This window comes from Streptomyces griseorubiginosus, from assembly GCF_017614965.1.
In the GTDB taxonomy this organism is placed as follows: Bacteria; Actinomycetota; Actinomycetes; order Streptomycetales; family Streptomycetaceae; genus Streptomyces; species Streptomyces griseorubiginosus_B.
The window spans coordinates 1-11,102 of record NZ_WVUG01000291.1 but is presented as its reverse complement, the minus strand read 5'-3'; the positions used below and the strand labels follow the sequence as shown (position 1 = coordinate 11,102).

At 72.4% G+C, this 11,102-nt stretch carries 11 protein-coding genes; 5 read left to right on the top strand and 6 right to left on the bottom strand.

Features of this window, described 5'->3' with window-relative positions; translation table 11 throughout:
* Nucleotides 1-204 precede the first annotated feature (204 nt).
* Nucleotides 205-1,164 (top strand): XdhC family protein, encoded by a 960-nt coding sequence (locus GRC12_RS35550; RefSeq protein ID WP_208784118.1) that lies wholly within the window; start codon nucleotides 205-207, stop codon nucleotides 1,162-1,164.
* A 42-nt stretch (nucleotides 1,165-1,206) separates the two neighbouring features.
* Here GRC12_RS35550 and GRC12_RS35545 read toward each other — a convergent pair whose 3' ends face one another.
* From GRC12_RS35545 to GRC12_RS35535, 3 genes are all read right to left on the bottom strand, one after another.
* Nucleotides 1,207-1,869, bottom strand: coding sequence for a DUF305 domain-containing protein (locus tag GRC12_RS35545; protein ID WP_208784117.1), 663 nt, complete (start codon nucleotides 1,867-1,869; stop codon nucleotides 1,207-1,209).
* 91 nt (nucleotides 1,870-1,960) lie between these two features.
* Nucleotides 1,961-2,350 carry a DUF6153 family protein gene (locus GRC12_RS35540; RefSeq protein ID WP_208784115.1) on the bottom strand — a complete coding sequence of 130 codons (390 nt, stop codon included), beginning with the start codon at nucleotides 2,348-2,350 and terminating at the stop codon, nucleotides 1,961-1,963.
* A gap of 35 nt (nucleotides 2,351-2,385) precedes the next feature.
* Complete coding sequence (locus tag GRC12_RS35535; RefSeq protein WP_208784120.1) at nucleotides 2,386-2,856, bottom strand: DUF5990 family protein; 471 nt, start codon at nucleotides 2,854-2,856, stop codon at nucleotides 2,386-2,388.
* A gap of 104 nt (nucleotides 2,857-2,960) precedes the next feature.
* Between GRC12_RS35535 and GRC12_RS35530 the strand changes: the two genes are divergently transcribed.
* Entirely contained in the window at nucleotides 2,961-3,632 is a 672-nt protein-coding gene (locus GRC12_RS35530; protein WP_308286709.1) for a hypothetical protein, read from the top strand.
* On the top strand, nucleotides 3,581-4,324 hold the full coding sequence (locus GRC12_RS35525; protein ID WP_208784113.1) for a YcnI family protein: 744 nt from the start codon (nucleotides 3,581-3,583) through the stop codon (nucleotides 4,322-4,324). The genes GRC12_RS35530 and GRC12_RS35525 overlap by 52 nt, the downstream gene beginning before the upstream one ends.
* A gap of 53 nt (nucleotides 4,325-4,377) precedes the next feature.
* Here GRC12_RS35525 and GRC12_RS35520 read toward each other — a convergent pair whose 3' ends face one another.
* On the bottom strand, nucleotides 4,378-7,497 hold the full coding sequence (locus GRC12_RS35520) for an FAD-binding and (Fe-S)-binding domain-containing protein (protein WP_208784111.1): 3,120 nt from the start codon (nucleotides 7,495-7,497) through the stop codon (nucleotides 4,378-4,380).
* 99 nt (nucleotides 7,498-7,596) lie between these two features.
* Nucleotides 7,597-8,100, bottom strand: coding sequence for a MarR family winged helix-turn-helix transcriptional regulator (locus GRC12_RS35515; protein ID WP_208784110.1), 504 nt, complete (start codon nucleotides 8,098-8,100; stop codon nucleotides 7,597-7,599).
* Nucleotides 8,101-8,232: 132 nt separating this feature from the next.
* Here GRC12_RS35515 and GRC12_RS35510 point away from each other — a divergent pair, with 132 nt between their 5' ends.
* Nucleotides 8,233-8,748, top strand: a complete 516-nt coding sequence (locus GRC12_RS35510) for a YceI family protein (protein WP_208784119.1) — start codon at nucleotides 8,233-8,235, stop codon at nucleotides 8,746-8,748.
* Between the two features lie 6 nt (nucleotides 8,749-8,754).
* Here GRC12_RS35510 and GRC12_RS35505 read toward each other — a convergent pair whose 3' ends face one another.
* Nucleotides 8,755-10,455: a hypothetical protein gene (locus GRC12_RS35505; protein ID WP_208784109.1), complete on the bottom strand. Its 1,701-nt coding sequence runs from the start codon at nucleotides 10,453-10,455 to the stop codon at nucleotides 8,755-8,757.
* 256 nt (nucleotides 10,456-10,711) lie between these two features.
* On the opposite strand from GRC12_RS35505, the gene GRC12_RS35500 reads away from it, so the two are divergent.
* Nucleotides 10,712-11,101, top strand: a complete 390-nt coding sequence (locus GRC12_RS35500) for a cell division protein SepF (protein WP_208784108.1) — start codon at nucleotides 10,712-10,714, stop codon at nucleotides 11,099-11,101.
* Nucleotide 11,102: the final 1 nt, after the last annotated feature.

The window sequence follows — 11,102 nt, the reverse complement described above, 5'->3', positions numbered from 1 at the left end:
GCTGAAGGGGCGGGCTCCCTCTCGCCTGAAGCAGCCGGGGAGTTGGGCGGAGCACGAGGGTGGGCGGAGCCTGGGGTGGCGGGGAGCCTGGGAGTTGTCGCCGTGGTGGACGGTGGCCGCGACGAGGCCGGGCGGCGGGGTACGTGAAGGAGCCGGCGGCCGACAAGAGGTACGTGCGGGACGTGTACTGACTACGCTGGGTGCATGCGAGACCTGGCGGACACGGCACGACAATGGGCGGCCGAAGGCCGTGCGGCGGTCCTCGCGCGGCCCCTCACCGAGCGCGGGTTCGGGGCGCGGCAGCCGGCCGACGCGATGCTGATCGACGCGGACGGGCAGTACCACGGGCGGCTGTACCGGGGCGCCTTCGACCAGCGGCTCGTCGCCGAGGCCTGTGCGGTGCCGGCCGGGCACACGGCCCGTGTGTGCGAGGTGGCCGTGCACCAGGAGGGCGTGGCCCGGGCGGGACTGACCTGCGGAGGACAGGCCGAGATCCTGATGCAGCCGCTGGGCGCCGTACCGGCCCGCTGGTGGGAGCTGCTCGGGGCGGGGGCCGACGTCGCGCTCGTCACCTGGCTGGACGAGGGGCGGACGCACGCGGTCAGTACCGTGGTGACGCCGGACGAGGCCGTGGACGGGCCGGACGTGCCGCCGCAGGCCGCCGTGCAGGCGCGTTCCCTGCTCGCCCGTTACCGGGCCGGACGGGAGGTGCACGCGGCCGACGCCGGGCTCGTCCTCATCGAGACCTGCCCCTCCGTGCCGCACCTCGTCGTCGTCGGCGGCGGCGAACTCGCCGAACTCCTCGTCGCCCAGGCCGGTTTGCTGGGCTGGCTGGCCACGGTGACGAGGTCCGCGCGGGACGCCGCCGAACTGCTCGCCGAGCATCGGGCCGCCGCCTGTCTGATCATGCTGAGCCATGAGCCCGACGTGGACGTCCCCATTCTGCGCACCGCCCTGACCTCGGGCATCCCGTACGTCGGCGCTCTCGGCTCCCGCCACACCCAGGCCCGCCGTGCCGCCGCCCTGCTGGAGACGGGCCTGACCGAGGCGGACCTGGCCCGTGTCCACGGCCCCATCGGCCTGGACATCGGCGCCCGCACCCCGGCGGAGACGGCACTGGCGATCTGCGCCGAGGTGCTGACGGCGTTGGACGGTCCGGAGTGAGCGCGAGGAGGGGCCGGCGCGGACGCCGGCCCCTCCGGGCGGTCAGCCCTTGCCGAGGAGCTTGTTCATCTCGGTGATCTCGGCGGTCTGGCCCTTGACGATGTCGCCGGCCATGGACTTCGCCGGGCCGTAGGAGCCCTTGGACTGCTCCGTCCCCGCCATCTTCACGGCGCCCTCGTGGTGCTCGACCATCATGGTCAGGAACATGGTGTCGAACTCCTTGCCGGACGCCTTCTCCAGCATGGTCATGTCCTTGGGGTCCATCATCCCGGCCATGTCGGAGCCCGAGCCGTGGTCCATGCCGGGCATGGAGTCCATCGAGTCCATGGAGGCGCCGGAGGAGGGCACCTTCTCGTTCCAGGCCGTCAGCCAGCCGGACATGGTCTTGATCTCCGGGTCCTGCGCCTTCTCGATGCGCGCGGCGAGGTCCTTGACCTGGGCGGAGGAGGCCTTTCCGGCGGCGAGGCGGGCCATCTCCAGGGCCTGCTGGTGGTGCGGGATCATGCCCTGCGCGAAGGAGACGTCCTGGGCGTTGTGCGCGTCTGCGCCGGTGGACGACGAGGCGGAGGCCGACGCGGCCGCGTGGCCGCTGCTGTCGCTTCCGCTGTCGTTGTCGTTGCCGCAGGCGGCGAGGGTGAAGGCCGCGGTGAGGGCGGTCACCGCCAGGGCGGTACGGCGGACGAGGGACGTACGGGTGTTGCGCATGCTGGAACTCCTGCTGATGCGTGTCGCGCTGTCGCGCGTGAAGGGATCTGGACGTGCCGGAGCGCACCGCGGGCGCGGTGCCGCGTGGTGTCTAGATCCGCAGGAGTTGGAGTTCCGCCAGGGAGGGCGGGGCGCGGGCGCCGTCCGGGGCCGTGCCGGCGTACGGGCAGGGGATGTCGGCACGCGCGGGGACGGTCACCGGATCCGGCGTCAGAGCCGGCAGGGTCGGTCCGCCGCTGACCGCCGCCGACGCGCAGGTCTGGTCGGCGTGCCGGAGATGGCCGCCTCCGCAGTCGTCGCCCGAGCAGCCGCCGTGCGGGCCGGCCACCACCGACGTGTGCGGGGCGGCGGAGTGCGTCTCCATGCCGCCGCCGGGAGCCAGGGCGTGCATGCCCAGCAGCCCCACCAGCAGTCCGAGCACAACAAGCGCCCGCCACCCCACGGAGGGTGGCGCACCGCGTTCCTGTGCACGAGCTGTCATGGCGCCTCATGGTACGCAGACGACCCGGCCGCCGTTCATCCCGGACCGGCCGTCCAGGTGATCCGCGGCGGCACCACCCGCGCGCACAACGGCAGCCCCCGCTCGTCCGACAGCCCGAGCCTGCCCACCAGCAGCCCTTCGCGCACGGCGGCGTCCAGCACCTCGGCGGGCACGGCGTCCAGCATCAGCTTGGCCCGCCGGAACAGGGTGAACGCTCCCGAGCCGTCGCCCGTACCCCACGACAGATACACGAACCTGCCCCCGGAACGACCTTGCACATAAGGCCCTTTGACATCCGTACCGGCCGCCGAGGCCACCGCGGTGCACTCCAGTGTCCAGCTCACCGACCTGGCGTCACCGGGCTGCACCCCGAGCAGCTCGGCGGGCCGGTCCCGGCGCTGCACCGCGACACGCACGTCCGAGTACGCCGTGTCGCCGCCCTCGGGACCGCAGGTGCGGCCGGGCAGGTCGAAGCCCTCGATGTGGATGCGCAGACCGGCCGCCATGCCGTCACCGCCCCGGTTCGTCGGCTGTGGATGTCCAGTCTGCACCTGTGGACCGGGGGATCCACCCGCCGGACCGCCCCCGCCGCATGGCAGGATCGGGCGCCATGACGGCGTCTGCTTCGGTACGCGCGCTGCGCGCGGCGGTGTTCGCCGCGCTGTGCGTGCTGCTCGCGGCCGGGGGACACGTCCTCGCGACCGGCATGGCGCCGCCGGTGTGGGTGCAGGCCGTCGGTTTCGTGCCCCTCTTCGGCGCCGGGTGTCTGCTGGGCGGCCGGGAGCGGTCCCTGGCGGCGATCGGCGCCGGAACGCTCACCGCGCAGGGCGCACTGCACCTCGCCTTCGGCGCGCTGCGGCCGCACTCGACGATGCTCATGCACGGCATGCGCATGGACCACACCCACGCCGTGACCCCGCACGCCACCGCCGCGCACGTCGCCGCGGCCCTCGTACTCACCTGGTGGCTCAGACGCGGCGAGGCCGCCCTGTGGTCGCTGCTGCGCCGGGCCGCCGCCCTGGTGCCGGGCCTGCTGGCCTGGTGGCGGGTGAGCGGCGGTGCGCCGCTGGTGCCGGACGCGCGCGCGGCCGTACGACCGTGTGCCGACGGTCCGCGGCCGCTGCGGCGGCTCCTGCTGCGGCACGCGGTGCAGCGGCGCGGACCGCCGCCCAGGACTCCGTACCCCGAGCGACCCCAACACACCTTTCCCGTACGGAGATTCACTCACCCATGTCCCGAGTACGCATCACGCTGCGCCGCGCCGGCGCCGTCACCGCCCTGACCGCGGCGGGGCTCCTCGCCGCGGCCGGTGCCGCCTCCGCGCACGTCACCGTCCACCCCGAGAGCTACGCCAAGGGCGCCACGGACGGACTGCTGACCTTCCGGGTCCCCAACGAGGAGGACGCCGCGTCCACCACCAAGGTGCAGGTCTTCCTGCCCACCGACCATCCCGTCCTGGGCGTCCTCGTCTCCCCTCAGGACGGCTGGACCCCCAAGGTCACCACCACCAAGCTGAAGACGCCGGTGAAGACCGACGACGGCACCATCACCGACGCCGTCTCGGAGATCACCTGGACCGGCGGGAAGATCACGGCCGGCCAGTACGAGGACTTCAACGTCGCCTTCGGGCAACTGCCGGACGACACCGACCAGTTGACCTTCAAGGCGCTGCAGACGTACTCCGACGGAAAGACGGTCCGCTGGATCGAGGCGGCGTCCTCGGGCGACGAGGAGCCGGAGAACCCGGCGCCGGTGCTGAAGCTGACGGCCAAGGGCACGGACGAGGGCGCCAGCAGCACGACGCCGCCGCCGGCCACCTCGAAGAGCTCCACCGGCACCAAGGCGACGGCGTCGAGCAGTGACTCCACCGCACGCGGACTGGGCATCGCCGGGCTGGTCGTCGGTGTACTGGGGCTCGGCGCGGCGGGGTTCGCGCTGGCCCGCGGCCGTAAGGGCGGAACGCCGACCGAGTAGCGGACGGGAGGGGCGGGGTTCTCCAGGGGGCCCCGCCCCCGAGCGCGGCTCTGTCAGCGGCGCAGCCCCCGGACCAGCCCCGCCGCGACGCCCGCGACGCCGACTCCCGCGCCGGCCAGCGCCAGCGCCTTCCCCACCCGCCCGGGCGCGGCCGGACGGACGTCCCGCCCCACTCCGTACGCGCTCCCGAACGCCCCGCCGGGCAGGGCGGACGCCAGCAACTCGGCAACGTGCACCGCCTCATGGCCGCCGCTGTCGAGTTCGTGCACCTGCGTGCGGCAGCTGAAGCCGTCCGCGAGCACCACGGTCGACGCGTCCTCCTCCCGCAGCCGAGGCAGCAGCACCCGCTCGGCGCAGGCCTCGCTCACCTCCAGGTGCCCCCGCTCGAACCCGAAGTTGCCGGCCAGCCCGCAGCACCCCGACTCCAGCTGCTCCACGTCGACCCCGGCCCGCCGCAGCAGCTCCTGGTCGGCCTCCCAGCCCAGCACCGCGTGCTGATGGCAGTGCACCTGCGCCACGGCCCGCGCCGACCGGTCCGGCACGTGCGGCGGCTCGTACCCGGGGGAGTGCTCGGTCAACAGCTCGGCCAGCGTCACCGTCTGGTCGCTCAGCCGCCGCACGTCCCGGTCGCCGGGGAACAGCTCGCCCATGTCGGACCGGAACACGGTGGTACAGCTCGGCTCCAGCCCGACCACCAGCCCGCCCGCCCGGACATGTCCGGCCAGATGCCGCACGGTACGGCTCAACACCCGCTCGGCGATGTCGAGTTGACCGGTGGAGATCCAGGTCAGCCCGCAGCACAGCGGTTCCTTCGGCAGCTCGACCCGCCAGCCCGCGCGCTCCAGCAGCTCCACGGCGGCCTGACCGATGTGCGGGTGGAAGAAGTTGGTGAAGGTGTCCGGCCAGAGCATCACGCTGCCGCGCGCCCCGTCGCCGTACGTCTCCCGGCGGCCCGCGAACCACTGCTGCAGGCTCTGACCCGCGAACAGCGGAAGTTCGCGGTCCTCGACCCCGGCGAGCGCGACGGCCGCCTTCGACAGCGGCGGGGTGTGGGTGAGGGCGTTGACGACCGGTCCGAGCCGGGTGCGGCCGACGACCTGGGCGAGGGCCGGCAGCCAGCCCATGGACAGGTCGGAGCGCGGCCGCCGCCAGGGCCGGCCCGCGTAGTGGTGGGAGAGGAACTCCGCCTTGTAGGTGGCCATGTCGACGTCGGCCGGGCAGTCCTTCTTGCAGCCCTTGCAGGCCAGGCACAGATCCAGCGCGTCGTGCACCGCCTCGGACCGCCAGCCGTCCCGCAGCGCGCTGTCGCCGTGCCCGTCGAGCATCTCGAACAGCAGCCGCGCCCGTCCGCGCGTGGAGTGCTCCTCCTCCCGGGTGACCTGGTAGGAGGGGCACATCACCGATCCGCCCTGGTTGCTCAGCTGGCGGCACTTGCCCACGCCCACGCACCGGTTGGCGGCCTCGGCGAAGGAGTTGCCGTCGTCGGGGAAGCGGAAGTGCAGCTCGCGCGGGTCGTACGGGGCCCAGTGACTGCCCAGGCGCAGGTTCTCGTCGAGCTTGTACGGCGCCACGACCTTCCCGGGGTTCATCCGGTCAAGCGGGTCGAAGACGGCCTTCAACTGCCCGAAGGCGGCGACCAGTTCGTCCCCGAACATGCGCGGCAGCAGCTCGCCCCGGCTCTGCCCGTCCCCGTGCTCGCCGGAGAGCGAACCGCCGAACTCCACGACCAGATCGGCCGCCCGCTCCATGAACCGGCGGTAGGCGGCCACCCCGTCCGCGGTGTACAGGTCGAAGGGGATACGGGTGTGCACACAGCCCTGCCCGAAGTGCCCGTACAGACTGGGACCGACGTCGCTGAGGTAGCCGAACTCGTCGAACAGGCGCCGCAGTCGGCGCAGGTACTCGCCGAGCCGGTCCGTCGGCACCGCCGAGTCCTCCCAGCCCTCGAAGGTGTCGGGGTGCCCGGGGACGTGCGCGGTGGCCCCCAGTCCGGCCTCGCGCACCTGCCACAACTGGTCCTCGTGCGTGGGGTCGTCGAGGAAGGCGACCTCGGGTTGGTGTTCGGACTCGTGCAGCCCGTCCAGCATCCGGTGCGCCCGCTCGTCGGCCTCCTCATGGGTGTCGCCGCCGAACTGCACCATCAAGTAGGCATTGCCCTGGGGGAGTTCGGCGAGGGCCTTCTGGTTGAGGCCCTTGATCCGCTCGTCCTTGATCAGCCGCGCGTCGACACCCTCCAGCGCGATCGGCTCGTACGGCAGGATCGCCGGGACGGCGTCGGCGGCCACGGAGATCTCCGGGAACCCGAGCACCACCAGCGTGCGTTCCTTCACCACGGGCACCAGTTCCAGCTCTGCCCTGAGGACGGTGACCAGCGTCGACTCGCTGCCGACGAGCAGGCCGGCGACGTCGAAGCCGTACTCGGGCAGCAGCGAGTCCAGGTTGTAGCCGGAGACCCGGCGCGGGATGTCCGGGAAGCGCCGGCGGATCTCGTCGCCGTAGCGGTCGCGCAGCGCGCGCAGTTGCCGGTAGACGGCGGCCCGCAGATCGCCCTGCCGCTCGATCTCGGCGTACTCCTCGTCGCTGGTCTCGCCGCACCAGAAGCGGGTGCCGTCGTAGAGCAGCACCTCCAGGCGGGCGATGTTGTCGACGACCTTGCCGTGCGCCTGCGCGGTGGCGCCGCAGGAGTTGTTGCCGATCATGCCGCCGAGGGTGCAGTTGGCGTGGGTGGCGGGCTCGGGGCCGTAGCGCAGGCCGGTCGGGGCGAGGTGCCGGTTGAGCTCGTCGAGGACGATGCCGGGCTGGACGACACAGGTGCGGGCGTCCGCGTCGACGGACTCCAGGCGGTTGCAGTACTTGGTCCAGTCGATCACCACGGCCGTGTTGGTGCACTGCCCGGCGAGGCTGGTGCCGCCGCCGCGCGACAGCACGGGCGCGTCGTGCTCGCGCGCCACGGCCACCGCCTCGGCGGCCGCCTCGGGGGTACGGGGCACCACCACGCCGATCGGGGTCTGCCGGAAGTTGGAGGCGTCGGTGGAGTAGGCGGCCCTGGTGCCGGCGTCGAAGCGGACCTCTCCGTCGACCCGTTCCCGCAGTGCGGCCTCGAGCTTCGAGGCGTCGACCGGCGGCGCCCCTCCGCGTCGTACGACAGGTTCGGGCAGGTCCAACGCGGCCATGGAGCCCTCCTTCGCTCGGCCCGGCGGCGGGTGACGGGACCGCCGGGTACCCAGGCGGTGGAGCCGTCACCCGCGCGCGAGTGGGCCGGAAGGGCGGCTTTACGGTGTCTTGGGCTCCTCGGCGAGTTCCGGGATCAGCCCGCACATCGCGTCCCGCTGGTCCGGGCCCATGACGTGGCTGAGGGCCCGGGCGACCGTCGAGGCGAGCACGCCGGAAGCGTCCTTCAGCAGGCCGCGCGCCTTCTCGGTGAGGGCGACCTCGATGCCCCGCTTGTCGCCGCAGACCGACTTGCGGGTGACCAGTCCGGCGTGCTGGAGGCAGGCGATCTGGTAGGTGAGCCGGGTCTTGGGGCGGCCCAGGAGCTCCGCGACGCGGGTCATGCGCAGCCCGGTCCTGGGGTGCTCGGCGAGCAGGCACAGGATCAGGAACTCGTCGTGGGAGACGTCGAGCCGGTCCTTCACGACGGACCGCAGTTCCTGCTCCACCGCACCCATCGCCGCCAGCATCACCATCCAGGCGCGCAGCTCCCTGGGCAGGAGTCCGCCGTCCTGCGCGGACGGACATTCGGGCAGGTCGGTGGAGTGCTCCTCGGGGTCGGCCATGCCCACGAGTCTACCTGTTGTTCAATTTTGGACGGGATAGTTGTCCGAATTTGGATTATGGGCTAGCGTGCAGTCATCCAATTTTGAATCACCTCAGTTGTGAGTCAGTCCCCCCGCTCCCTGGAGAAGATCATGACCGTCGCCGTCGAAACCGGACTGTGGCAGCTGGACGCCGCCGCCTCCACCGTCGCCCTGCGCCACAAGACGATGTGGAACCTCGTCACCGTCAAGGGCACCTTCACCGGTGTCGGCGGCCAGGGCGAGGTGAAGGGCGACGGCTCCGCCACGGGCACCATCACCCTGGACGCCGCCTCCCTCGACACCAAGAACAAGAAGCGCGACGAGCACCTGCGCTCCGCCGACTTCTTCGACGTCGACAACCACCCCGAGATCACCTTCGCCGTCCGCAGCGCCGAACTGCGCTCCGGCGACACGGTCGAGGTCACCGGTCAGCTGACCGTGCGCGGCATCAGCCGCCCGCAGACCGTCACCGCCCGCCTGGCCGGCAAGGACGCCGACGCGCTCACGCTGGACACGGAGTTCACCGTGGACCGCGCCGAGTTCGGCCTGGGCTGGAACCAGATGGGCATGATCCGCGGCCTGACCACGGTCACCGCCACGCTCCGCTTCGTGCGCGCGGGAGCCTGACGACCGTCAGCCCTTCTTGCCGGACCGCGTGTAGAAGCTCTTCGCCGCCAGTCGGACGTCCATGCTGGACAGCGTCTGTGGCGTGGCCGTGAAGACCCGCACACGCACCCTGGTGTGCCGCCCCGGCACGGTGAACTTCCCCTCGGGCGGGCGCAGTTCGTACCGTGCCGTGGCGTGCGCCGACAGCGTGGCCGGCCCGCTCGCGATCGACCAGAACTGGCGCATGCCCTGGCCGGTGGTGACCATGAAGTGCGGTACGAGAGCGCTGTCGTCGGTGTTGGTGACCGTCAGCGACAGCCGGGTGACCACCTTCGCGGACGCCCGGCGCACCGAGGCGACCTCCATCCGCAGCGGCGGCTTCCCGGTGACCGCCACGATCGCGGACACCAGCGCCGGGGCGACCACGAGCGCCGCCGCCACGCCCAGCGCCGTACGCTGCCTCGGGCCGGTGAGCGGACGCGGACGCGGCTGCCAGGCGCCGCTGAACTCGGTCGGCGGCGCGGTGACGGCGGCGGCGAGCCACAGCGGCGTCATCATCAGGTAGTAGCCGTCCTGCGACCGGGTCGCCAGGAAGAACGCGCACCAGGGCAGCACCGTCGCCGCGGGCCCCAGCCGGCGCGGGAACAACACCAGCAGCGCGAGCAGCCCGGCGGCCAGCAGCAGGCTCGCGTACCCGTACCAGTCCAGCCTGTCGCTGCCGTTGGTGTAGTACAGGGAGACGCCCACGAGCCCCTGCCCGTGCAGGGTCGCCCCCTGGATCAGCGGCAGCGCGATGCCCTTGATCCAGGTGCCGGGCTCGCTCACGACGAAGTACGTGTTGATCAGCACCCACACCAGCGCGGCGATGCCCGTGATCCGCAGCACCACCAGCGCCGCCGCGCGCCCGCCCAGCTCACCCCGGCGCACCGCGTAGATCCCGGCCAGCAGGAACGGCGCGAGGAACCACGGCAGTTGCTGGGCCGCGCAGGCGGCACCCAGGCAGACGGCCCGGGCCACCCCGGGCGTCCCGAGCCGGCCGCCCCGCCCGATCCGCGGCCAGCGCACCACCACCGGTATCAGCAGGGCCAGCGCGGTGATCGCCGGGTAGCCGAGGCGGCCGTAGTTCGGCAGCAGCCCGAAGCCCAGGCACACCATGGTCGCCGCCGGCCGCCACTGCGCCGGCAGCATCCGCCACAGGGCGATCGTGCCGAGGATCAGCGCGCCCGTGCTCACCGCCGTCGCCGGGGCGCCGCCGTGGCCCAGGAACAGCAGGGGCGCGGTCAGCAGCGGGGCCAGCGGGGGATAGCCGTAGGTGAAGTCGTAGCCGCCGGTGACCGTCGGTGTGAGGGCGATGCCGTGGGTGAAGAGCCAGGGCCACGGCTGTCCGTAGATCGGGTGCCCGGCGACCAGTTGCCTCGCGGCCTGGGTGGTCAGGACCGCCTCGTCGCTGCCGCCGTGATCCATGACCCATGCGCACAGGGTGAGCGTCACCGCTGTCGCCAGCACCACCAGGTCCAGCCGGGCCAGCGAACGCGTCCGGCGCACGACGAGCGCCAGCACCCCGCAGACCAGGATCGACGCGTAGCACGCCGATATCACCGCGGCCACGAGGGGACGATGGCTCGCCGCCGACGTCCAGACGTTGCGGGTGCCGATGAAGAGACTGATGTCGGCGAGGAGGGTCAGGACCCGGTGCCACTGCGCGGGGGGTTCCGGTGCGGCGGACACCGCCGACTGCGTCCGCCGGCCGGGTGTCACCTGTCGTGTTTCTGCCAAGTGCACATCGGGGACGCTAGTGGCGCCGAGTGAGCGGTACGTGGCTGGACGTGAAGAGTCCGGTGTGAGGGGGGTAAGACCTGGTACGCCTGGCTCGATGTGACCCTTGTGACGGTCGCGGACCGTGTCGCTGTTCGGCCGAACGGGTGACTTGCCGTAAGAATTGGCCGGTGCAATCAGTGAAGGCGAGTCAGTTCGGGGGGAGCCGGTGAACAGTCACGACGTCACCGATGAGCAGTGGGAAGGGCTCGCCCAGGTGGTGCCGTTGCGGGGACGCGACGCCTGGCCGTCCTCGGTCGGGCACCGGGCGCTGCCGGACGCGGTGACGGAGACGCGGCGCCGCTTCGTCGTTCTGCGCGTCAACGTCTTCGCCGACGCACGCGACGTCGCCGAGACCCTGATGGCCGGTGTCCCCGTCCTCCTCGACCTCAGCGGCGCCGAGAGCGAGGTCGCCAAACGCGTCCTCGACTTCAGCACCGGAGTCGTCTTCGGCCTGGCCAGCAAGATGCACCGGGTCGACCGCAACGTCTTCCTGCTGACACCGTCGGACACCGAGGTGACGGGCCTGATGGAGGGGGCGGGGGTGTCGGGCGGCTGAG

Coding starts and splice junctions, on each gene's coding strand:
- GRC12_RS35550 (WP_208784118.1), top strand. CDS start 205: ATGCGAGACCTGGCGGACACGGCACGACAATGGGCGGCCGAAGGCCGT.
- GRC12_RS35545 (WP_208784117.1), bottom strand. CDS start 1,869: ATGCGCAACACCCGTACGTCCCTCGTCCGCCGTACCGCCCTGGCGGTG.
- GRC12_RS35540 (WP_208784115.1), bottom strand. CDS start 2,350: ATGACAGCTCGTGCACAGGAACGCGGTGCGCCACCCTCCGTGGGGTGG.
- GRC12_RS35535 (WP_208784120.1), bottom strand. CDS start 2,856: ATGGCGGCCGGTCTGCGCATCCACATCGAGGGCTTCGACCTGCCCGGC.
- GRC12_RS35530 (WP_308286709.1), top strand. CDS start 2,961: ATGACGGCGTCTGCTTCGGTACGCGCGCTGCGCGCGGCGGTGTTCGCC.
- GRC12_RS35525 (WP_208784113.1), top strand. CDS start 3,581: ATGTCCCGAGTACGCATCACGCTGCGCCGCGCCGGCGCCGTCACCGCC.
- GRC12_RS35520 (WP_208784111.1), bottom strand. CDS start 7,497: ATGGCCGCGTTGGACCTGCCCGAACCTGTCGTACGACGCGGAGGGGCG.
- GRC12_RS35515 (WP_208784110.1), bottom strand. CDS start 8,100: ATGGCCGACCCCGAGGAGCACTCCACCGACCTGCCCGAATGTCCGTCC.
- GRC12_RS35510 (WP_208784119.1), top strand. CDS start 8,233: ATGACCGTCGCCGTCGAAACCGGACTGTGGCAGCTGGACGCCGCCGCC.